The following is a 21,062-nucleotide window of genomic DNA, read 5'->3' as shown; positions in this document are numbered from 1 at the left end:
CGGGCGCGGGACGGGCGCGCTGTCCCGTTTCAGATCAGGCTGAGCCGGCGGACCCGGTGCCGGGGGATGTCGAGGTCGTCGGCGGCCAGCTCGCGCTCCGGCACCCGCTCGGCCAGGGTGGTGACCGCGGTGATCCGGTCGGTGCGGAAGGCGCGGATGCCGTCACGCAGCCGGCACCAGCCCAGCAGGTACCAGTGCCGGGGGTTGCCGAGGTAGCCCAGCGGCTCCACGTCACGCAGCGAGCCGGCGCCCGCGCGGTCGGCGTACCGGATGCGCAGCACGCGTCGCGCGCGCACCGCGTCGGCGACGGCGGCCGGGACGGGCGTCACCGGCCCGTCGCCGATCAGGTGCACCCGCGCGGCCAGCCGGTGCGCCTCGGTGGCGTCGGCGGCGGGCATCACGGAGATCAGCTTGCGCAGGGCGGTGCCGGCCGCGGCGGCGAACGGCGTGCCGCGCATCCGGTGCAACGCCACCGCCATGGCGACCGCCTCGACGGGGGTGAGGTTGACCGGCGGCAGGGTGCGTGCCCGGTCGAGCGCGTAGCCGCCGGTGCGGCCCGGCTCGGCCCAGATCGGCACCCCCGATTCCTGGAGGGCGCCGATGTCCCGCTCGATGGTGCGGGTGCTCACCTCGAAGCGGTCGGCGAGCCAGCGGGCGCTGCGCGGCCGTGGCGACACGGCGCGCAGCTCCTCGACCAGGGCGTAGAGACGGTCCGTCCGGTTCACCCCCGCAACCTACGACGGGGGTGTGACGGAGAAGGTCAGGCGATGCAGGCGCAGACGATCAGCGCCGCGCCGAAGTGCGTGGCGGCGCTGACCCGCGCCGCCGGGTGCGGCTCGTCCGAGCAGATGATCTCGCCGAGCTTGCCCGGGGTGAGCAGGTCCAGCACGAGGAACGCCAGCGCCATGATGGCCAGCCCGACCAGGCCGAAGACGAGAGTCGAGGCGAGCCCCTTGGCGAAGTCGCTGTAGCTGGTCAGGATCGCGGTGAACACGATCCCGGCGATGCCGATCTGGTTGGCGGCGAGCAGCAGCGCGGCGTTGCCGTTGCGCCGCACCCAGATCAGCTCCCGCAGCTTGCCCGGGGTGAGCAGGTCGACCAGCCCGAACCCGGCCGCCATCAGGCCCACCCCGACGACCCCGAACACCACGCTCTGCCAGGCTCCGCTGAGCAGGTCTTCCAGCACCGACTGCCTCCCGAACTCTGCGCCCGGCGGGAATGCCGGCGCGGTGACCGAGACGATAGCGGCACGGCGCCAGCACGGCAGCCCTCGCCCTACAGCGACAGGTAGCGCTGCCGCTCGTAGGGGGTGACCTCGCGACGGTACTGCTCCCACTCGGCCCGCTTGTTGCGCAGGAAGAAGTCGAAGACGTGCTCGCCGAGCACCTCGGCGACCAGCTCGGAGCCGGCCATCACGTCGATCGCCTCGGACAGGTTCTCCGGCAGCGGCTCGTAGCCCATCGCCCGCCGCTCGGCGCTGGTCAGCGACCACACGTCGTCCTCGGCGCCCGGCGGCAGCTCGTAGCCCTCCTCGATGCCCTTCATTCCGGCGCCGAGCAGCACCGCGAAGGCCAGGTAGGGATTGGCCGCTGAGTCCGGCGAGCGGACCTCCACCCGGGCCGAGTTCGGCTTGCCGTAGGCGGGGACCCGGACCAGCGCGGACCGGTTGAGGTGACCCCAGCAGACGTACGCGGGGCTCTCGGTGACCCGGTCGGGCAGCGCCTGCGGGAACAGCCGCTTGTAGGAGTTGACCCACTGGTTGGTGACGGCCGTGTACTCCCGGGCGTGCACCAGCAGCCCGGCGATGAACGCCCGGGCCACCTTGGACAGCTTCATCGGGTCGCCGGCGTCGTGGAACGCGTTGCGCTCCCCCTCGAACAGCGACAGGTGGGTGTGCATGCCGCTGCCCGGCTGGTCGGTGAACGGCTTCGGCATGAAGGTGGCCTGCACGCCGGTGGAGAGCGCCACCTCCTTGACCACGTGCCGGAAGGTCATGATGTTGTCGGCCGTGGTGAGCGCGTCGGCGTAGCGCAGGTCGATCTCCTGCTGGCCGGGGGCCACCTCGTGGTGGCTGAACTCCACCGAGATGCCGATCCGCTCCAGCGCCAGCACGGCCTGCCGGCGGAAGTCGCGCGCCACGGCGTGGGTGGTGTGTTCGAAGTAGCCGCCGGTGTCGACCGGGATCGGCACCGAGCCGTCCAGCGGGCCGTTCTCCAGCAGGAAGAACTCGATCTCGGGGTGGGTGTAGAAGGTGAAGCCCTTCTCGGCGGCCTTGGACAGCGCCCGGCGCAGCACGTGCCGCGGGTCGGCCCAGGACGGACCGCCGTCGGGGAGCAGGATGTCGCAGAACATCCGGGCGCTCTCGCCGCTGACCCCGCCCTCGAACGGGAAGACCTGGAAGGTGGTCGGGTCGGGCATGGCCACCATGTCGGACTCGAAGACCCGGGCGAAGCCCTCGATCGCCGAGCCGTCGAACCCGATGCCCTCCTCGAAGGCCGCCTCCAGCTCGGCGGGGGCCACCGACACGCTCTTGAGCGTGCCCAGCACGTCGGTGAACCACAGCCGGACGAACCGGATGTCCCGCTCTTCCAGCGTACGGAGGACGAACTCCTGCTGACGGTCCACTTCCACCCCTCGCGACACCGTTGCGCACCTGCGACCGGGTTCACCCGGCCTGACCGACCAGTCTCCACCGGCCTCGTTACGCCGACGTTACGCGACCGGCCGGCGGGCGTCCCGCCCTGTCCCGCGGCTCCCGCATCTCGCCCCGCCCGCCGTGTCGGGCCCGCACGGCTGGGGCAAGATGAGCACATGCCCACCCTGCGTCTCGCCCTGTGCCAGGTCAACCCGACCGTCGGCGACCTCGCCGGCAACTCCGGCCTGGTCCGTGACTGGACCCGCCGCGCCGCCGACAGCGGCGCCCAGATCGTCGCGTTCCCGGAGATGATGCTGACCGGCTATCCGGTCGAGGACCTGGTCTTCCGCCGGTCCTTCGTCGCCGCGTCGAAGGCCGCGCTGGAACGTCTCGCCGCCGACCTCGACGCCGACGGGCTGGGCTCGGTGGCGGTGCTGGTCGGCTACCTGGACGCCGACGGCCCCCCGCAGGTCAGCGGCGACGCCGAGCCCGGGCGCGGGGCCCGCAACGCGGCGGCCCTGCTGCACCACGGCGGGATCGTCGCCACCTACTTCAAGCACCACCTGCCCAACTACGGCGTCTTCGACGAGGACCGCTACTTTCTCCCCGGCGACGCGCTGACTGTCGTCCGCGTCGGCGGGGTGGACGTGGCGCTGACCATCTGCGAGGACCTCTGGCAGGCCGGCGGCCCGTTCGCCGCCGCCCGCCAGGCCGGGGTCGGTCTGGTCCTGAACATCAACGGCTCGCCGTACGAGCTGAACAAGGACGACGTCCGGCTGCCGCTGGTCCGCCGCCGGGCCGCCGAGGCCGGGGCGACCATCGCGTACGTCAACATGGTGGGCGGGCAGGACGAGCTGGTCTTCGAGGGCGACTCGATGATCGTGAGCGCCGACGGCGCGCTGCTCGCCCGGGCCCCGCAGTTCGTCGAGCACCTGCTGGTGCACGACGTGGAGCTGCCCCCGGCCGGCGAGGCGGCCGGCCCGGAGCAGGTGCTGGCGGACGGGATGCGGGTGGTCCGCGCCGAGGCCGGGGACCTGCCGCCGGCGCCCGCCGGGCCCGCCGCCACCGGCGGGACGATCGCCCCGGTCGCCGACGAGGCCGAGGTGTGGCAGGCGCTCGTGCTCGGCCTGCGCGACTACGTCAACAAGAACCGGTTCCCCTCGGTGGTGCTGGGCCTCTCCGGCGGCATCGACTCGGCGGTGGTGGCCGCGCTGGCCGTCGACGCGCTCGGGCCGGACCGGGTGGTCGGCGTGTCCCTGCCCAGCCAGCACTCCTCCGAGCACAGCCGGGAGGACGCGGCCGACCTGGCGAAGCGGACCGGGCTGGACTACCGGGTCGAGCCGATCCAGCCGATGGTGGACACCTTTCTGGCGAACATGTCGCTCTCCGGGGTCTCCGTGGAGAACCTCCAGGCGCGGGTACGCGGGGTGATCCTGATGGCGCTGTCGAACCAGGAGGGGCACCTGGTGCTGACCACCGGCAACAAGAGCGAGCTGGCGGTCGGCTACTCCACCCTCTACGGCGACTCGGTCGGCGGCTTCAACCCGGTCAAGGACGTCTGGAAGACGCTGGTCTGGCGGCTGGCGAAGTGGCGCAACGCCGACGCCGCCCGCCGGGGCGAGACCCCGCCCATCCCGGAGAACTCGATCGGCAAGCCGCCGAGCGCCGAGCTGAGCCCGGGCCAGCTGGACAGCGACACGCTGCCCGACTACGACGTGCTGGACCCGATCCTGATCGGCTACGTCGACGGTGACCTGGGCCGGGACGGGCTGGTGGCGTCCGGCCACGACCCGGCCGTCGTCGACCGGGTGCTGCGGATGGTGGATACCGCCGAGTACAAGCGTCGCCAGTCCGCGCCGGGCACGAAGATCTCGATGAAGGCCTTCGGGCGGGACCGGCGGCTGCCGATCACGAACCGGTGGCGCGAGGACGGCTGAACCGGGTCGCTCCCGGGCCGGTGGCGGCCCGGGAGTGACATCCTCCACTGCGCTCTGCCGCGGGCCGGTCGTCGGGTGCGACGATCGCGGCGGAACCCGGGGACCGCGCACGCGGCCTCGAGGAAGGAGAGAGTCATGGTGGAGTCCACCCCGTCCGAGGTGACCGCCCTCTACGGCGGCCCGGCCACCCGGCGGGTCCGCACCCGCGACCTGGTCGCCGCCAAGGAGCGCGGCGAGCGGTGGCCGATGCTCACCTCGTACGACCAGTACACGGCCTCGATCTTCGACCAGGCCGGGATCCCGGTGCTGCTGGTCGGCGACTCGGCGGCGAACAACGTCTTCGGCTACGAGACGACGGTGCCGGTGACCGCCGAGGAGCTGCTCCCGCTGGTCCGCGCGGTGGTCCGGGCGACCCGGCACGCGCTGGTCGTCGGCGACCTGCCGTTCGGCTCCTACGAGGAGGGCCCGACGCAGGCGCTGCGCACGGCCGTGCGGTTCATGAAGGAGGGCGGCTGCCACGCGGTGAAGCTGGAGGGCGGCCGGCGCTGCGCGGCGCAGATCGCCGCGATCACCGGCGCGGGCATCCCGGTGATGGCGCACATCGGCTTCACCCCGCAGAGCGAGCACGCCATCGGCGGCTACCGGGTGCAGGGGCGCGGCGACACGGCCGACGACGTGATCGCCGACGCGCGGGCCGTGGCCGAGGCGGGCGCGTTCGCCGTGGTGCTGGAGATGGTGCCGGGGCAGGTGGCCAAGCGGATCACGGCGGAGCTGCCGATCCCGACCGTGGGCATCGGCGCCGGCGCGGACACCGACGCCCAGGTGCTGGTCTGGCAGGACATGGCCGGCCTGCGTACCGGCAAGGCGCCGCGCTTCGTGAAGCGCTACGCCGACCTGGCGGGTGCCCTGACCGACGCGACCCGACGGTTCGCCGACGAGGTCCGGGGCGGCGACTTCCCCGCCGCGGAGCACACCTTCTGACGCCGGTGGGCCGCCTCCCGCTCGGACCCGCGAACAGATCTTGGTAGGAAACGGTCCCTCCAGGGGCCTGTTCCTACCAAGATCTGAAGCGGCGGACGCGGCCCGCCGTCAGAGGTCGGTGACGCGGATGCCGGCGTGCGCCTTGTAGCGCTTGTTGATGGCGATCAGGTTGGCGGTGAACGCCTCGATCTGGTGGGCGTTGCGCAGCCGCCCGGCGTAGATGCCGCGCATGCCGGGGATCCGCGCGGCGAGCGCGGCGACCACGCCGACCAGCTCCCGGTCCTCGGTGCAGATCAGCACGTCGAGGTCGATCCGGTCGACCTCCGGGTCGGCCAGCAGCGGCGCGCTGACGTGGTTGAACGCGGCGCAGACCCGGGAGTCGGGCAGCAGCGCGGCGGCCTGCTGCACGGCGCTGCCCTCGGCGACCGTGAGCGCGTAGGGGCCCTGCTTGTCGAAGCCCAGTGGGTTGACGCAGTCGACGACGATCTTGCCGGCGAGCGGCTCGGCGAGCGCGGCGACGGTGGCGGCGTGCCCGTCCCACGGCACCGCGATGACGACCACGTCGCTGCGCCGGGCCACCTCCTCGTTGCCGGCGCCGGCCACCCGGGCCCCGGCGGGTACGCCGGGCAGGGCCGCGATCTCCTCGGCGGACTGCGCGGCCCGCTCGGCGGAGCGGGACCCGATCAGCACGGACTGGCCGGCCCGGGCGAACCGGTAGGCGAGGCCCCGCCCCTGGTCGCCGGTGCCGCCGATGATGCCGACGGTCAGCCCGGACACGTCGGGCAGCGTGCTCGCGTCGTAAGCCATGCGGCCATCCTCGCAAACCGGCGGCACCGGCAGCAGCGGCGGGCGCTGTGACAATCCCCGCTGCCAGCGGACCGGGCCGCGCGGGCGCCGGCGGCGTCAGGCCCGCTCGACGCGCGGGCCCCGGCGGCGTCAGGCCCGCTCGAAGGCCACCGCGCGGGCGACCGGGTCGGCGGTGACCAGCCGGACCCGGACCCGCTCGCCGAGCGGCAGTTCGCCGAGGCAGCGGGCGCGCACCGGCGGGTCGTCCAACGCCACCGTGCCGCCGGGTCGCCGGCCCGGTCGGGCCTTGCCGTCCGCGGGCGCGTCGACGTCCAGCACCGCCGCGTCGAAGGTCTCCCCCACCCGGTGCTGGAGCAGCACCGCCTCGGCCAGCTCGATCGCGCCCCGGGTGGCCGCCGAGGCCGTCCGGTCGGTCGTGGCCATCACCTCCGGCAGCCGGGGCAGCGCCGCGCGGGCCCAGTCGGGCACCGTCCGGCCCTCGTGCAGGGCCAGGCAGACCTCCGTGGCGTAGCGGTCGGCCAGTCGTCGCAGCGGCGCGGTGACATGGGCGTACGCGGCCGCGACCCCGCCGTGCTCCCGCTGCTCGGGCGGCGCGCCGTCGAAGGCCGTGTACGTGGCGCCGCGCATCAACTCGGCGGCCTGGTCGACGAAGGCGGCGGCCCGGGGCTGCGAGGGGTCCAGGCCGGCGATCACCTCGCCGGGGCCGGCCCCGTCCGGCCAGTGCACGCCCAGCGGGGCGGCGGCGGCCCGCAGCCGCGCCACCGCCTCGGGCTTCGGCGCCGGCATCGTACGCAGCAGACCGATCCCCCCGGCCAGCATGATGTCGGCGGCGGCCATCCCGGTCAGCAGCGAGATCTGGGCGTTGTGCTCCTCCATCGGCACCGGCCCGCGCAGCACCAGCCGCCAGCCGTCGCCGTCGGCCTCGACGTCCTGCTCGGGCAGCGGCAGGTTGATCGCTCCCCGGCGCAGGCCGCGGGTGGTGAGCAGCGCCCCGATCTCGGGCAGCAGGGCGATCGGGTCGGGCAGCCGGCCGGCGTCGGCGGACGCCTGGACACCGACGTAGTCCAGCTTGGCCCGGCTGCGGACCAGCGCGCGTTCCAGCGTGACCCCGACGGTGCCGCCGTCGGAGTCCAGGTCGACGGTCCACACCACGGCGGCCCGGTCGACGTCCGGCAGGAGGCTCGCCGCGCCCTCGCTGAGGGTCGCGGGGTGCAACGGCACGGTGCCGTCGGGCAGGTAGACGGTCTGCCCGCGCCGCCAGGTCTCCTCCTCCAGCGCGCCGCCGGGGCGCACGTGGGAGGCGACGTCGGCGATCGCGTACGACACCCGGTAGCCGCCGCCGGGGCGGCGGGCGAGGTGCATCGCCTGGTCGAGGTCGCGCGACTCGGCGGGGTCGACGGTGACGAACGGGACGTCGGTGCGGTCGGCGACGGGCCGGGGCGGCGTGGCCGCCGCGGCGTCGGCCTCGCGCTGCGCCGCGGCCGGGAACCCCTCGGGCAGGCCCAGTTCGCGGCGCAGCGCGCCGAAGGCGATGCGGGGTGCGAGTACGCGTCGGATCACCACGGGGTCAATCCTGACAGTGTGGCGGATGATCCGCTTCCCGGCGAGCGCCAGCCGCCCGCGCCGCGGTCAGCCGGTCGCCCTGCGCGCGCTCGCCCGGACGCCCCGGGGAGCGGTGGCCCGGGCCGCGGCCGTCGGGGCGGGCGCCTTGCGGGCGGTGACCTTCCTGGCCGGCGCCTTGACGACGGTCGCCTTCTTCGCCGGGGCCTTCTTCGCCGCCGCCTTGCGGGTGGTGGCCGAGGAGGTCGCGGTGGCCTTCCTGGCGGGGGCCTTCGTCGCGGCGGCCTTGCGGGCGCCGCCGGTGGGCCGGGTCGCGGCCGTCTTCCTGGCCGGCGTCGTCTTCTTGGCGGTGGCCTTCTTCGCCGTCGTGGCGGCCTTCTTCGCGGGGGCCTTCGCCGTCGTGGCGGCCTTCTTCGCGGGGGCCTTCGCCGCCGTGGTGGTCTTCTTCGCCGGGGCCTTCGCCGCCGTGACGGTCTTCTTCGTCGTCGAGGTGGCCTGGCGGGCGGCGGTGGTGGTCCTGGCGGGGGCCTTCTTCGCCGGCGCGGTGGTCTTCCTCGCCGTGGTGGCGGCCTTCGTCGCCGCCTGCCGGGCGGGCGTCTTCGCCGAGGTCGTCTTCTTCGCCGCCGTGCTCTTGGCCGCCACCGTCGTCCGCTTCGCCGCGGCGGGGGCCTTCTTCGCGGCGGTGGCGGTCGCCTTCTTCGCCGCGGCCGTCGTCTTCTTCGCCACGGCGGCGGTCCTGGTCGCCGCCTTCTTCGCGGGGGCCTTCGCGGCGGTGGTCTTCTTCGCCGGAGCCCGGCCCGCACCGCCGGTCGCCTTCCTGGCCGGCGCCTTCTTCGCCGCCGTGGTCGCGGTCGACGGGCGCGCGGTCCGCGTCGTACCCGCGGTCCGCTCCGCCGCGGCGGTCTTCCGGGCGGTCGTGGTGCGGCTGGCGGCCGGGCGGGTGGTGGCCTGCTGTGCTTCGGCCATCTGGGTTCCCTTCCTGGGGAGTGCTCTCGCCCTCGCGGAGCACCGATCACCTCGGCGCGGGCCATCCCGCGCCGCCTATCTGTCCTCCCCGGCCCAGCGGGCGTCCTCGGCCTCCCACGCGTCGTTGCGCTCCCGCACGGTCTGCAGGGCGTTCTCCGCGTCGGCGGCTGAGGCGTACGGCCCGAGAACGTGCCTGGCGGGGCACACGTCGGCATCGGTCTCGACCCGGTGGTGTCGGGTGCACCAGTAGAAGTGCCCACCGCTTCCGCTGTCGCTCATGGGATCACTGTGCACCGGGAACCACCCGGCCGCCACCGGAACACCACAAGTCGCCGACGTTCTCCACAGTAGACGTGCTCCCGCCGCCAGGTGCTGGAACTGGGAAAACAGGGCTGCCGGGGTGCGCGGCGCCCCGCCGGTCGGGGGCGGGTTAGGGTCGCCGGATGGGCGTTCAGGACGACATCCGACCGCGTGGCTCCCGCCCCGCCGGGACGGATCCGATGACCGAGTTCGACCCGCCCCTGCGCCGCTACCTCGCCGACCTGGTCGCCGCCGCCCGCGACGTCCTCGGCGACGACCTCGACGGCGCGTACGCGGCCGGCTCGGTCGGGCTGGGCGCGTACCAGCCGGGGCGCAGCGACGTCGACGTCGCGCTGGTCTGTGCCGACGCCCTCGACCTCGGGCGGAGGCGGGAGCTGGTGGCGCGGCTGCGGCACGAGGCGCTGCCCTGCCCCGCGCGCGGGCTGGAGCTGGTCGTGTACCGCCGGGCGGTCGCCCGCTCCGGCACGCCGGAACCCGGGTTCGAGGTCGAACTGAACACGGGGGCGCGGATGCCGTTCCGGGCGACCTGGGCCGCCGCCGAGCGCCCCGCCGAGGACGGCCTGTTCTGGTACGGCCTGGACCGCAGCATCCTGCACCAGTGCGGGCACGCCCTGCTCGGGCCGCCGGCCGCCGAGGCCTTCGCCGACCTCTCCCCCGCCGACCTGCGCCGCCTGCTGACCGACGCGCTGCGCTGGTGGCTGGCCCTGCCGACCCCGCCCGGCGACGCTCCCGCCCCGGGGGCCGAGGACGCGGTGCTCGGCGCCTGCCGGTCGCTGGTCAAGGTCCGCCACGGGGTCTGGCTGTCGAAGGTCGACGCCGGCCGCCGGCTGGTCGCCGACGGCCGGCCGCCCCACGCGACCGCCGGGCCGACCGGCGACGGCGGGGCCGCCGACCTGATCGCACGGTCGATCGCGGCGCGGGCCGGCGGGCCGCCGCCGAGCGGTCCCGAGGCCCGCGCCTTCCAACGCGACGTGCTGGACGAGATCTGCGCAGGGGCGGTGTGACGGACGGGCCGGGCGAAGCATGGCGGTGCCGGCCGTTCGGACCGGTCGCCCGGCCCGCGATCGGGTCAGGACGGGCGAATGACCGGCTCGGGGAGGACATGGTCGGCGACCGGCTCCGGCCGGCCCCGGGCGGCGCGAATCGCCCAGGCCAGCGCGTAGGGGGCGCAGGCAAGGTAGAGCAGCGGCTCCAGCAGGACCGCGTCGGTGATCAGGAAGATCTCCTGTTCGGTCGGACCGGGCAGCCCGAGCGCCGAGTCGGTGTAGCAGGCGAGGAGCCACAGCGGGGCGAAGGCGGGATCCACGCCATCCGACACCCCGTCGAGGACGGTCCCCGTGCCCGCCGGAACCTGGCTCAGCACGGCGACGATCGTCGCCAGGTCGGCGACGACGATCGCGCCGAGCACGCCGACGCACCACGCGAGTCGGACCCGGCCGCGCCCGGCCAGCCTCGTCGTCGCGCGCAGCACCAGTGCCAGGGCGGCGAGCCAGAGCGTCAGCCCGGGCGCGACGCGGGCCAGCGCGTCGACGCCGTCGAGCACGGCGTACCCGGCGGCCGCGACGGTCAGCGCGACGGGGACCACGATGCCGAAGGGCACGCGCCACCCTCCGGCGGGCGCGCCCCGGGCCAGCCGTTGCGCGAGCGCGGCCAGCCCCACCGCTCCACAGAGGGTCAGGACGGTGGCGATCGGCAGTTGCAGGTCGAACGCCCACGCGAACCGCCGGCTCAGCCACTCGACCACGGCGTTCATCGTGACCAGGCTGACGAGCACCACCCCGACGCAGACCGACGGGGCGAGCAGGAGCGGAAGGGCGGTCCGGAGCAGTCGGCGGGCGATCGGCGCGCGGTCGGCGGCGACGCCGGAGCGGCGGACGGCCAGGCTGGCGGCGAAGCGCAGCATCCGCACCCGCTGCCTCCGCTCGGCGAGGACCTGCAGCTCGGCGGCCCACTCCCGACCCAGGTCGGCGCGGAGCTCCCTCGGCCAGCGGCGTCGCGCGACCGCGAGCAGCACCTCGGCCACGCGACGGCTCACCATGCCGGCGCCCCGGTGGGCTCGATGGCGCCCCCGGACGGACGGGCGTCGGGGGTCAGGGCCCGCAGCTCCGCGAGCGCGCGCCGGGCGGCGGAGACACCCTGCGCCGTGAGCCGGTAGTAGCGTCGCGCCGGCCGGCCCACGCTGGACGGGTCGACCGCCTCCCACTCGGCGGTGAGCCACCCGGCCGAGCAGAGCCGGTGCAGCACCGGGTAGAGGGTGCCGCTGGGCAGGCCCGTCATGGCGATCAGATCCAGCCCGTAGCGCTCGACGTCGGGTTCGGCCAGCAGCGCCGCGAGCACCCGCGCGACCGGAATGGTGATGCGCACGGCAGGTACTATATCGAAACTCTACATAGGGTGGGGGCCCTGCCGGTTCTCGGCCGAGCCCCCACGGTGTCAGCCGGTGACGGGCTCCACCGGGATCCAGAGTTCGGCGTCCGCCTCCGTGCCGTCCGCCGACAGGCGGGTACGCGAGATCTCCGGTCCCGGCCGGCTGCGGTACGGGTTGGACGGGAACCACTGGGTGAACACGTCCCGCCACAGGTACTGCACCGCCTGCGGGAACGCCCCGGAGGTCTCGAAGACCGCCCAGGCGCCCGCCGGCACGGCCAGCGCGTCCAGGTCCTCCGGCGCGTCCGCGCCCGTCACCACGCCGTACCAGTAGTCCAGCTCGGTGCCCTCCGCGCGGCTGTCCGCCACGTTGGCGCTGACGTTGACGATGCCCTGCGGCTCCTGGTCGGACAGGGCCTCGATCCGGCGTACCGTCTCCGGCGGGATGCCCTTGACGAAGGCGACGATCGCCGGGTTCATCCCCTCGTGCACGAGCGGTACGCGGGCCTTGCGGCCCACCAGCCGGAACCCGTCCTTCTGCACGATCCGGTATCGCATGCTGCTGCTCCCTTCGACGACGAGTCGGAAGGACATCCGGGGCTGGGAGCGCAACGTCGCCCCCGTACGCCGGGCCTCGCCGGGGCCCACGCCGTGCATGGCGTGGAACGCCCGGGCGAACGCCTCGGTGGAGCCGTAGCCGTAGCGGACCGCGACGTCGAGCAGCGTCCGCTTCCCCGCGAGCACCTCCGCGCCCGCGACGGTGAGCCGCCGCCGGCGGATGTACTCGGACAGCCCGACGCCCGCCAGCGCGGAGAAGAGCCGGCGGAGGTGGTACTCCGACGTCACCGCGATCCGCGCCAGCTCGGTCACCTCGATCGGCTGATCGAGGTGCCGCTCGATGTGCTCCATGGCCTCGTTGAGCCGCTCCAGCACCCGGTTCCCCTTCCCTGTTCCGTGCCGCAACGCTAGGCGCGCGGGCGGGTGCCCGACCCGACATGCCGTGCCCGAAAGGATCGCCCCACCCCGGCTCGTCGACCACGTAGGTGTGGTGGGTGAGGAAGCCGTGACGCCTGTTGTGCGGGCACCACGACTGCGCGATCGACCGGCCGGGTGCGGCGGGCCATTGGGTCCGGTCAGGCCGTTGCGACCGGGTATCCGATCGCGGTCACGGCCTCGTGCAGCCCTGCGACGGTCACGGCCGGATTGAGGGCCTGCACGACGGGGCCGGTGAGTGGAAGTTGGGCGACGATCCGCTCGACCGCCGTCGGATCCAGCTCGACGTCGTAGTAGTCCTCGGCGAACGCGACGTACCGCTCGGCGATGTCGTCGAGCAGTATCTCGAGCAGGCCAGAACCGTCGGGGTCGGTGTCGTCGTACGGTCCGCGAGGCGCGGGGAACGCGATGCCTTCGCCGGCGTGCCAGCGGTCGTCACCGGTGAGCCGCCACAGCACGGCGGTGGCGACGAACTGCCCCTCCCCGTCGCCGAATGCGGGTTCCGCACCCCAGGCGCGGTCGTAGGCGTAGTAGGGCTCACCACCGTCCACGACGCACTCCAGCACGGCGAGCGCCTTGCAGCGGTCCCGCAGCACGTCGATGGACGGCAGTTCGGCGGCGATCTCGTACGCGGTCACCGGGCGACCCTACGCGCGGACAGCACAGACAGCGTCACGCAACTCGGGCCCAGGAGACCTCGGTGAACGGTGCGAGACCAGTGCCGCCGGCCCGACGGCCCCTCTCGTCTCGCGGCTTCACCGGTGACCGGTGATGAGTGCGGCAGCGGCGCCGAGCCGCTCCCGCTCGCCGGCGGTCAGCCCCGGATCGTTGCGCCGGATCGCCACGGCCTGGTCCAGCGCGATAAGCGGATCGCCGCCGACGCAATTGATGAAGGCAGCCAACAGCGTCGCGGCCGACGACGCCAGAGGATGCGCCTCCTCGACGGCGACCTGGGCGAGGATGACCGCGGAGAACGCGACATCGAGGTCCGCCGGTCCCTCGGTGGCGTTGCGCCAGTCGATGACGACCGGCCCGCGCGAGGTCAGCATGACGTTCTCCGGGTGCAGGTCGAGGTGCAGGATCCGGTCGTCCTCGCACTCGCTGAGCCGGGGCGGCAACGCGTGGAGTCGGCGGTGCAGATCCGCCAGGCAGCCGGCCACCTCCACGGCACCGAGCTCACCGGCGAGGAATGCCGACAGCATGGTGGGCCCGTCCAGTCGCTCCAGCACGAGGTCGGCCCCCCGCGCCTGGTGCACCCGGGGCACGGGGAAACCCAGACTCGCCACGTACGCCATGATCGCGGCCTCGGCCGCCACGTCCCCACCTGCGCGGTAGCGGCGAAGGACGCGTCGATCGTCGACGACGAAGACGTCAGCGTCTCGGCCCGACGCCAGCGGGGTCGGATTCACCATGCCGCGACAGTAACGGGGGGGGCGGCCATCCGCGTGGTGCCTGTCGGGGGCAGCCGGCCGGGTGCGGCGGCTGCCTCGGTGCAGGAGCGGTGGGCCACGAGAACTGCCGGGCAGGGCGGGCCCGCACCGCGCCAGGGGGTGTCGGCAAGCGCCTCACGTCAACCTGTCGAAGGCAGCGATCTGCCCTCGCAGCGTTCGGGCGTCCGCGGCTGGCAGGACAGAGACCGCCAGTTCCAGCACCCGGCGCGCCCCTTGGGGGCTCGGACAGCACTCCGTGATCCCGCAGCGCATCGCCGGATCCCATTGCGGGTGATCAGGATGGCGGACGAACCAGGACCAGGTCCGCAGCGCATCAGACACAGCCCGATCCCGCAGCCGGACACGTTCGAGCTGCTCAATTGCTCGCATGCCCCGCGTCGACAGCCCGGGGATGCGCGGGGCCGCCTGTGGGAGGCCCCGGGATTTCATGCTCAGCGGCCGGTGCCGGAGCCGGCCGGTACGGAGTTGCACAGGCCGTCTACGCGGCATGGGCCTTTCGGGTACTCGACATGCCGACCATGATTCCACAGCGGAGATCACGGGCGGGGGTCAGTCAGCCGCTTCGACGTACGACGCCAGGTTGGCCAGCGAGGAGGCGATCCCGGCCTCGTGGACCGCCTGGTCGATGCCGGGTGGCACGTCCGTGGCGGTGACGGTCACCTCGGTCCCCCCGTCGGTGGCGGCGAAGTGCCAGGTCATCGTCATGGTGCCCGCGTACGACGGGTCGTCGGCCTCGAACACGGCCCGCTGCACCACGCGCTCCGGTGGCACCAGGGCGGCGAACCCCACGTCGACGACATCGGTCGCCGCTGACGTCTTGCCGGGACTGTCGGCGGAGTCGAGGTAGGTGAGGACCATCCGGAACCCGCCACCAGGCCGAGGATCCCACCGCTCGACCCGCCCGCGCATGCCGTCCGGCGGCAGCCATGCCTCCAGCGACTCCCGGTCGAGCAGGGCACCGTAGACGGTCGCCGGTGGTGCCGCGATCACCCGGCTGGCGCGGTCGGTCCTTCCCATGGCCCGATCCTAGGACCCGGGTTCCGCCAGGCCCATCCTCATCGACGACCCGCCGAACAGACCTGAAACCAGGACACGCCCCACAAGTCGAATCCCCCACGCCGCCGGGGAACGCTGGCGGCGGTGCACTCGCACGCCGGGCGAACGTCGCCTACTGCGGCTCCTGAAGCGGCCACACCTCGACCACGCCATACGCAACGGCGCAAGGCGTACGCGACACGATGTCGATGGCCTCGGCCAGCGTCGCTGCTTCGATGATGGCGAACCCGGCCACCGGAAGCACGGAAGACATGAAAGGCCCGTCCTCCGTGGTCACCGCGGCCCCGCCCCGCCAGCCTCGGCGCAGGAACGCACCCTGCCAGCCCTGCGCCGCCATCAGCCGTTCCACCCGCTTGCGACCCACCCGAATGCCGTCACGGCACAGCTGCCGATGCACCCGGTCCGCGCCGTAGGTATGCCCGGACGCCTCCCAGATCTCGTGAATGTTGGACAGCAACCCCAGGTCGACCACGTCACGGTCGCAGGGCTGTTCGACCTGCTTGACCCACGCGTAGTACGTCGAGGCGCCGATGTTCAGGACCGTAGCAGGAGCGCGACCGCGAACTGGTCACGGTGTTCATAAATGAACGTCATGACCGTCGCCGGGTCGGGTCGAGCTCCGCCGCGAAATACGCGCTCGCCGCTTTCAGGATCTCGTTCGCCCGCCGCAGCTCAGCGACTTACTTGCGCAGCCGCCGGTTCTCCTCGACCATCTCGCTGGTGGGCCGGTCGTGACGCTCACCGGCGTCGGCTGAGCTTCCCCCGGTAGCTCGGAGGACGATCTGCAGGGCGGCCTGGGCGGGAGTGAGGTGCGTGGTGTCGACGACCTCGGCCTCGGCATGCAGCCACGTGCGGGCCGCCTCGGCGTAGGGCTCGAGGTACTTGAGACGGAACGGAGACGGAACGGGGTGTTCCCCCTCGATACGGCCGCGGAGGGTGTCTTCGTCAGCGTGGAGGACGAAGTGCCTTACCGGGATGTCATGTTGGGCGAGGCCCGTACTGATTTCGCGCCAGTACTGCTCGACTAGGACAGTCATGGGCATCACCAGAGTGCCGCCGGTGTAGTCGAGCACGTGGCGAGCGGTCTCGACGACGAGCTGCCGCCACGGCGGCCAGTGCTGGAAGTTGTCAGTTTCAGGCAGCCCCGGCGTGATGTCCATGAGTGTCTCGCCGACCTTCTCGGCGTCGAAGACCCGTGAACCCGGGATCAGTTGCTGCACGAGGACGCTGGTCGTCGTCTTGCCCGCACCGTGGGTGCCGTTGAGCCATACGATCACGGGACACATTAACGCGCGTGAGCAACCGGACGGCGTTATGGACGGGATCCTGAGGCGGGACGATCGCCGTCGGGGTTGCTCCCCGTCGAGGTTGGGGCGATCGGCTGTCGCGCAGCGGAGCTGCTTGCCCCTGGACTCTCGTGGGCACCGCCCGCGGTTCGATGACGACGAGGACCAGGGCGTGACCCATCCCCCGGGTGCCCGATCCTCTACGCCACCCGCCCGGCGTCAAGGGCGCTGCGCGTCGGCACGCCGATGGCCTACGGCCACCCTTGACCCCGACCGGGCGCCGCAGTCTTTGGCACCTATCCGGGGGATGGGGGGGGGAGACTGGCGGCACCTTCCGCCGAGAGACGGATGGCCTACCACTGCGCGACGCGGCTGAACCCGGGCGGTCAGGAGTCACGGCCGGGCGCGACGTAGCGCAACGCGAGGAATGACCCGTACTGGTTGATCTCTGCCAAGGCCCACGGCGTGTACGCCTCTGCGTGCAGCAGTCGGGTGCCGGAGCCGACCAGGACTGGTGCGACGCCGATGTGAAGCTCGTCGACGAGGTCGGCCTGCACGAACTGGGTCGCAAGCTCCGCACCGCCGAGAATCCAGACGTTCTTTCCCCTGGCCGCCTCGACCAGCTGCGGGTGTACCTCGGTTACGTCGCTGTCGGTGAAGCGTAGGTCAGCGCCGTCGTGGTACGGCAGTTTGCGATGGGTGAAGACCCAGGTAGGCCGATCGCCATAGAACCAGGGAGCGTTATGGCGATAGATGAACTCGTACGACCGCGCCCCCATCGCGATGGCACCTACCTGATCGAAGAACCGCTCATAGCGCCGCCGTTTGCCCTCCAGGTTGCTGAACTGGGAGAGCCAGTCAAGCTGTTCGGCGGGTTCGGCGATGTACCCATCGATGCTCATGGCGACGAAATACTGCGTCAGGGTCATGCACGGACACTAGGACCGAGCGCACGGCCCCGCTGTCCGGCCGGCCCGTGCTCGGGTCGCCGAAGCTACCGTGCATGGGATCGGATCGGCCGGGCCATCCACCGGCCAGTAACCGTGGTGCCCAGCGGTCATGAGGAGGCACGAGCGGCATCCGGCTCTGCCGCTGCCCGCAGGCGTTTCGGGCATCACGGCCGGGTGAGCACGCTCTTCCAAACTGACGCTTCAGACTCAAGATCAGGGCGTCCCCAGGGCGTCAGGGCGTTTTCAGGGCGTCGAACGCCAACCAATGATGACCGCCGACGCCCATAGACAGCCCGACATACAACCAGGTCGCAGCCTTGATCGAGGCTGCGACCTGGTGGCGACGGACGAGTCGACCTGTACGCCGGATTAGGATCACCGCACCCCCGGTGACCAGGGGAGGAAACATGCGACAACCGCTGCAGGCCGTCGCCAGGCCGTCAGGGAGTCGTAGACCCAGTCGACCGACGAGGCACCACCCCAGTGGCGACACCGGGCCCAGTGATCACCGGTACGGCCGATTCCAGACGAACACGTGATCATGGGGCGGCTGCCTGCCACGCCGCGGTGACACACAGCTCGTCGACGGTCCAGCGGCCAGCGTGTTCACCGTCGCGTAGAAGCCACCGCACCCGTGACAGATCCGCTGTCGGTGGAACATCGAGGACGACAAGTCCGAACATGCCCGTCCCGCTCACCTGCAGTGGGGCGAAGTCAGCCAGGACAACTTTCTCGAAGTGTTCGAGAAAGTTGTCATCAGGGGCCCAGATGCGAATCGCGCAGTAGCCCGATGCCGTGACCTTCTCCTTGACCCACCACTGGCCGTCGCGGTCACGCTCAACACGAAGGATGTCGTGCTTCGCGGCGTCGAACGCACCCCACGGCGCCCACGGCAGCCGCACCCGATCCGGTGCTACTAGTTCCGCCCCCATCCCCCCGCTCGTCGCATTGCTGCCAGGCGGCATGGGAAACCACACCTGCACCCACCCGTCCGGCAGATTGGGCATGAACTTTCTCCCTTCGGGTGATCGATCAGCGTTCGACGCCCTAACGAAGCAAGGTCACCCGTCCCGAGAACGACACCGGGCCGGGCAACTACGACACGAACTCCACGGATGAGTTTGGCCTTACGGGGACGGCTGTGTCACGGGCGCGATCCCAAAACCCCAGCAGCGGGCCCGAACAGATTGTCGATCGCGTTGCGGGTGCGTTCTTCGCTGGCCGGCATCAGGTGGGTGTAGACCCGCAGCGTGAAGCCGGGGTCGGAGTGCCCGAGGTACGAAGCAAGGGCCTTGATGCTCTCCCCCGCGTCGAGCAGCGCCGAGGCGTAGAAGTGGCGCAGCGCGTGCATCCCGGTCGCCCGGGTCGGGACGATGCCGGCAGCTTCGACCGCAGGACGCCAGCTCTTCCCGTCGAAGGTGGCCCGCTTGATCGCACCCCGCCGGGTGGTGGTGAAGATCAGTGGCACCGTCACCCGCTCGTCGCTGAACGGGTCTTCCCACGGCAGAGTGATCGACAGCGGAGAGTACTTGTCGGCGTGCTCTTTGAGCGACTGTGCCACCGAGTCCGGCAGCGGGACTCGACGGTCCCGATCGTTCTTGGGCAGGCCGAAGACCAGCCGGGAGCGGACCACCTTGACTTGCCGAACGACGTGAACCCAGCCCGACACGAAGTCGACGTCCTCGACGCCGAGCCCGAAGATCTCGCCCTGTCGCATCCCGCAGCCGGCGCCTAGGTCGACCATCGGGCGGTACCGCTCAGCGAGGCCACCGCGGATTGCCGAAACTTCGTCGGCCCGCCACGGAACGACACGACGTTGTACCGGCCGGGGTGGCTTGACCGAGGCGGCCGAGCAGGGGTTCTTGGCGATGCGCTCGTCGTCGACGGCCGCGCCGAGGATGGTCCGCAGGTGAGCGAAGACGACGGCCCGTGTCGCCGGGGCCAGCTTGCCAACCATCCCGGCATCCCACTCCCGGATGTGCCCCGGCTTGATCGACGCCAGTTGCCGAGAGCCGAAGAACGGCAGCAGGTGCTTCCGTACCCGGAACTCCGTGCTCTCCCGAGTCGACTCGTCGAAGGAGCGCGTACGCAACCAGCTCTCGGCGTACTCGGCGAAGGTGATCCGGCCGGCGGACGGTCGACGTACGAGCCCCGGAGCTTGTCCGTCTCCGTAGAGACGAGGAAGGCGTCAGCGTCGCGCTTGGCCCGGTCCGGGAAGGACTGGCTGCGTTCCCTGCCGTCCGGGCCGATGTACCGAACCCGGTAGCGCATCCCCTTGCCGAACAGATCCGACTTGATCCGCTCCTTCCGGCCGCCAGGATGCCGGATCACCTTGTACCAGCGGTCCTCTACGTGCCCCATCAGGCCGCCGCCTGCTCGCGTACCCATGCCCGAACCGTGTCCGGCTCGTACCGCAGGTGCCGACCGACCCGGGCCGCCGGCGGACCGTACTTGACCTTGCGCCAGCGGTACAGCGTCTCGGCGGGCACCCGCAGGTACGCCGACACCTCCCGGATCGTCCACAGCTCGTCGACCGTCTTCATTGCTGCCCCTCCCCCGTGTCGTGCGTCGGTCCGTCCGGTGATGGGTTCGGCGGCGGCTGTGCGGCCCGGTCCTTCGCGGCGAGCAGTTCGGAGCGCCACCGGGCGCGTTCGCTGATCGATCGCAGGAGCCGGTGCGCCATGGCAGGCACGTCGGGATCGTCGGGCCGGGCGAGTTCCCAGGCGTGCCGGACCGGTTCGACGGCGGCGCCCTGGTCGTCGACGCCATCCAGGCCGACGGTCACGCCGAGCAACGCCCGCACCCAGGCCCGTACGTCGTGCTTGTGGTCGGTCAGCGTCTTGCCCGACCAGTCGCGAGAGATGAGGATGCGCCGTCCGCCGATGCCGAGGGTGTCCCGCTGGTGCACCTTGCCCTTGCAGCGGCCCGGCCTGAGCTTGGCGTGTGCCTTTTTCGGCTGGACGCCGTAGAGCAGCCAGTTCGCGCATCGGTCGGTGCACGGGGTGATGCGCAGTTCCTGCCACAGCCGGTCGAGGTGAGCACGCTGCCGGCCGCTCGTGATCTTGTGGCAGTCGCCGGTGTGCTTGGTAATGTACTTCGTGACGTACCGGATGGTGCGTTCCGCGTCCTCGGTGCCGGGCATGACGCCGCGCGCGTCGACCTGGGCGCCAAAGCGGACCACGTGCACCGGTTCCGCCTCCGGGTCCTCGTCGATTGCGTCGAGCGCTTCGGCCCAGGTGGTCAACGGCCGGTGGGTGTCCGGGTCGACCCACGCCGAGGCGTCCTCGTCCCATACCGGTAGCCGGTCGGCGGTGTACTGCTGGTCATCGACCGAGGGCCACCACACCTGGTGGTACGTCGCCGCCGCAACGGTGCGCAGGATGTCCTGGGGGATGGTCCCCCGGATGGCGAAGTGAGCGTGTGGAGCGAGACGGCGCTGAGGCTCGACGCAGCCCGCGTACTGAACGTTCCAGCCCTCACACCGCCAAGGTTCTGCCAGAACCGATCGAGCAGCCGGGGGAAGTGGACCGCATCCCAGGCGGCCCGCCGGTAGTCGTACCGATCGGGGTTGACGTGCTGGTCCTTGCCGCGGCCGTAGGTGTGGCACAGGATCCGCTCCGCGGAGGTGTGCGCGTCCGGCCGCAGCCAACAGGTGACGTCTACCGCCAGAACCAGCCGACCGTCGGCCGCGCGAGGCAGCGGAAGCGCCGCCAAGCTCGCGCGCAGCCGCTCGACATCCACCCGGCCCCGGG

Annotated in this window: 21 protein-coding genes and 2 pseudogenes; 4 read left to right on the top strand and 19 right to left on the bottom strand. The window is 72.3% G+C overall.

From position 1 onward, the window contains the following. Positions 1-29: 29 nt before the first annotated feature. From AB0G13_RS18895 to glnA, 3 genes are all read right to left on the bottom strand, one after another. Positions 30-725, bottom strand: a complete 696-nt coding sequence (locus tag AB0G13_RS18895; protein WP_357875810.1) for a WYL domain-containing protein — start codon at positions 723-725, stop codon at positions 30-32. A 35-nt stretch (positions 726-760) separates the two neighbouring features. Beyond that, positions 761-1,186, bottom strand: a complete 426-nt coding sequence (locus tag AB0G13_RS18890; RefSeq protein ID WP_357875808.1) for a DUF350 domain-containing protein — start codon at positions 1,184-1,186, stop codon at positions 761-763. An 89-nt stretch (positions 1,187-1,275) separates the two neighbouring features. Further along, positions 1,276-2,625, bottom strand: a complete 1,350-nt coding sequence (glnA, locus tag AB0G13_RS18885) for a type I glutamate--ammonia ligase (RefSeq protein ID WP_121400411.1) — start codon at positions 2,623-2,625, stop codon at positions 1,276-1,278. Between the two features lie 186 nt (positions 2,626-2,811). Between glnA and AB0G13_RS18880 the strand changes: the two genes are divergently transcribed. Both AB0G13_RS18880 and panB read left to right on the top strand, forming a co-directional pair. Then, positions 2,812-4,572 (top strand): NAD+ synthase, encoded by a 1,761-nt coding sequence (locus AB0G13_RS18880; protein ID WP_357875806.1) that lies wholly within the window; start codon positions 2,812-2,814, stop codon positions 4,570-4,572. A 135-nt stretch (positions 4,573-4,707) separates the two neighbouring features. Next, complete coding sequence (gene panB / locus AB0G13_RS18875) at positions 4,708-5,553, top strand: 3-methyl-2-oxobutanoate hydroxymethyltransferase (protein ID WP_357875804.1); 846 nt, start codon at positions 4,708-4,710, stop codon at positions 5,551-5,553. 108 nt (positions 5,554-5,661) lie between these two features. Here the strand turns inward: panB and npdG are convergent, their stop codons facing one another. Together npdG and AB0G13_RS18865 are read right to left on the bottom strand one after the other, a co-directional pair. Then, complete coding sequence (gene npdG, locus AB0G13_RS18870) at positions 5,662-6,360, bottom strand: NADPH-dependent F420 reductase (protein ID WP_357875802.1); 699 nt, start codon at positions 6,358-6,360, stop codon at positions 5,662-5,664. 129 nt (positions 6,361-6,489) lie between these two features. Continuing rightward, positions 6,490-7,923 (bottom strand): RNB domain-containing ribonuclease, encoded by a 1,434-nt coding sequence (locus tag AB0G13_RS18865; RefSeq protein ID WP_357875800.1) that lies wholly within the window; start codon positions 7,921-7,923, stop codon positions 6,490-6,492. A 25-nt stretch (positions 7,924-7,948) separates the two neighbouring features. Here AB0G13_RS18865 and AB0G13_RS18860 point away from each other — a divergent pair, with 25 nt between their 5' ends. Together AB0G13_RS18860 and AB0G13_RS18855 are read left to right on the top strand one after the other, a co-directional pair. After that, positions 7,949-9,136 carry a hypothetical protein gene (locus AB0G13_RS18860; protein WP_357875798.1) on the top strand — a complete coding sequence of 396 codons (1,188 nt, stop codon included), beginning with the start codon at positions 7,949-7,951 and terminating at the stop codon, positions 9,134-9,136. A 193-nt stretch (positions 9,137-9,329) separates the two neighbouring features. Beyond that, complete coding sequence (locus AB0G13_RS18855) at positions 9,330-10,211, top strand: nucleotidyltransferase domain-containing protein (protein ID WP_357875796.1); 882 nt, start codon at positions 9,330-9,332, stop codon at positions 10,209-10,211. Positions 10,212-10,276: 65 nt separating this feature from the next. Here the strand turns inward: AB0G13_RS18855 and AB0G13_RS18850 are convergent, their stop codons facing one another. The 14 genes and pseudogenes from AB0G13_RS18850 to AB0G13_RS18785 form a co-directional block, all read right to left on the bottom strand. Further along, positions 10,277-11,245: a hypothetical protein gene (locus tag AB0G13_RS18850; protein ID WP_357875794.1), complete on the bottom strand. Its 969-nt coding sequence runs from the start codon at positions 11,243-11,245 to the stop codon at positions 10,277-10,279. Next, positions 11,239-11,571, bottom strand: coding sequence for a PadR family transcriptional regulator (locus tag AB0G13_RS18845; protein WP_357875792.1), 333 nt, complete (start codon positions 11,569-11,571; stop codon positions 11,239-11,241). The genes AB0G13_RS18850 and AB0G13_RS18845 overlap by 7 nt, the downstream gene beginning before the upstream one ends. 69 nt (positions 11,572-11,640) lie before the next feature. Further along, positions 11,641-12,507: an AraC family transcriptional regulator gene (locus AB0G13_RS18840; protein WP_357875790.1), complete on the bottom strand. Its 867-nt coding sequence runs from the start codon at positions 12,505-12,507 to the stop codon at positions 11,641-11,643. 200 nt (positions 12,508-12,707) lie between these two features. Then, the gene (locus tag AB0G13_RS18835; RefSeq protein ID WP_357875788.1) at positions 12,708-13,205 is read right to left on the bottom strand and encodes a hypothetical protein; all 498 of its coding nucleotides are present in this window, start codon (positions 13,203-13,205) and stop codon (positions 12,708-12,710) included. 117 nt (positions 13,206-13,322) lie between these two features. Beyond that, positions 13,323-13,979, bottom strand: coding sequence for a phosphotransferase (locus AB0G13_RS18830; RefSeq protein WP_357875786.1), 657 nt, complete (start codon positions 13,977-13,979; stop codon positions 13,323-13,325). A 588-nt stretch (positions 13,980-14,567) separates the two neighbouring features. Next, a complete protein-coding gene (locus AB0G13_RS18825) occupies positions 14,568-15,035 on the bottom strand; it encodes an SRPBCC family protein (RefSeq protein ID WP_357875784.1) in 468 nt (155 codons plus the stop codon). Between the two features lie 151 nt (positions 15,036-15,186). Further along, positions 15,187-15,546: an IS3 family transposase gene (locus tag AB0G13_RS18820; RefSeq protein WP_357875782.1), complete on the bottom strand. Its 360-nt coding sequence runs from the start codon at positions 15,544-15,546 to the stop codon at positions 15,187-15,189. Positions 15,547-15,754: 208 nt separating this feature from the next. Further along, positions 15,755-16,351, bottom strand: coding sequence for an AAA family ATPase (locus tag AB0G13_RS18815; protein ID WP_357875780.1), 597 nt, complete (start codon positions 16,349-16,351; stop codon positions 15,755-15,757). Between the two features lie 395 nt (positions 16,352-16,746). Beyond that, positions 16,747-17,289 carry a dihydrofolate reductase family protein gene (locus tag AB0G13_RS18810; protein WP_357875778.1) on the bottom strand — a complete coding sequence of 181 codons (543 nt, stop codon included), beginning with the start codon at positions 17,287-17,289 and terminating at the stop codon, positions 16,747-16,749. Positions 17,290-17,849: 560 nt separating this feature from the next. After that, a complete protein-coding gene (locus AB0G13_RS18805) occupies positions 17,850-18,317 on the bottom strand; it encodes a DUF4265 domain-containing protein (protein WP_357875776.1) in 468 nt (155 codons plus the stop codon). A 137-nt stretch (positions 18,318-18,454) separates the two neighbouring features. Further along, positions 18,455-19,402: a site-specific integrase gene (locus tag AB0G13_RS18800; protein ID WP_357875774.1), complete on the bottom strand. Its 948-nt coding sequence runs from the start codon at positions 19,400-19,402 to the stop codon at positions 18,455-18,457. Between the two features lie 268 nt (positions 19,403-19,670). Then, positions 19,671-19,853, bottom strand: a complete 183-nt coding sequence (locus AB0G13_RS18795) for a helix-turn-helix domain-containing protein (protein ID WP_357875772.1) — start codon at positions 19,851-19,853, stop codon at positions 19,671-19,673. Continuing rightward, a pseudogene (locus AB0G13_RS18790) lies at positions 19,850-20,883 on the bottom strand (replication initiator); the annotation flags it as partial. The pseudogene AB0G13_RS18790 and the gene AB0G13_RS18795, both read right to left, overlap by 4 nt. 3 nt (positions 20,884-20,886) lie before the next feature. Then, positions 20,887-21,062 (bottom strand): annotated as a pseudogene (locus AB0G13_RS18785) (transposase); the annotation flags it as partial.

Source organism: Micromonospora sp. NPDC023633, from assembly GCF_040640035.1.
In the GTDB taxonomy this organism is placed as follows: Bacteria; Actinomycetota; Actinomycetes; order Mycobacteriales; family Micromonosporaceae; genus Micromonospora.
This window is presented reverse-complemented; position numbering and strand designations above follow the sequence as displayed.

What these genes read in the sequence shown, in the direction of transcription:
- AB0G13_RS18880 (WP_357875806.1), top strand. Translation starts at nt 2,812, where the DNA reads ATGCCCACCCTGCGTCTCGCCCTGTGCCAGGTCAACCCGACCGTCGGC.
- panB (WP_357875804.1), top strand. Translation starts at nt 4,708, where the DNA reads ATGGTGGAGTCCACCCCGTCCGAGGTGACCGCCCTCTACGGCGGCCCG.
- npdG (WP_357875802.1), bottom strand. Translation starts at nt 6,360, where the DNA reads ATGGCTTACGACGCGAGCACGCTGCCCGACGTGTCCGGGCTGACCGTC.
- AB0G13_RS18860 (WP_357875798.1), top strand. Translation starts at nt 7,949, where the DNA reads ATGATCCGCTTCCCGGCGAGCGCCAGCCGCCCGCGCCGCGGTCAGCCG.
- AB0G13_RS18855 (WP_357875796.1), top strand. Translation starts at nt 9,330, where the DNA reads ATGGGCGTTCAGGACGACATCCGACCGCGTGGCTCCCGCCCCGCCGGG.
- AB0G13_RS18850 (WP_357875794.1), bottom strand. Translation starts at nt 11,245, where the DNA reads ATGGTGAGCCGTCGCGTGGCCGAGGTGCTGCTCGCGGTCGCGCGACGC.
- AB0G13_RS18830 (WP_357875786.1), bottom strand. Translation starts at nt 13,979, where the DNA reads ATGGTGAATCCGACCCCGCTGGCGTCGGGCCGAGACGCTGACGTCTTC.
- AB0G13_RS18825 (WP_357875784.1), bottom strand. Translation starts at nt 15,035, where the DNA reads ATGGGAAGGACCGACCGCGCCAGCCGGGTGATCGCGGCACCACCGGCG.
- AB0G13_RS18810 (WP_357875778.1), bottom strand. Translation starts at nt 17,289, where the DNA reads ATGACCCTGACGCAGTATTTCGTCGCCATGAGCATCGATGGGTACATC.
- AB0G13_RS18805 (WP_357875776.1), bottom strand. Translation starts at nt 18,317, where the DNA reads ATGCCCAATCTGCCGGACGGGTGGGTGCAGGTGTGGTTTCCCATGCCG.
- AB0G13_RS18795 (WP_357875772.1), bottom strand. Translation starts at nt 19,853, where the DNA reads ATGAAGACGGTCGACGAGCTGTGGACGATCCGGGAGGTGTCGGCGTAC.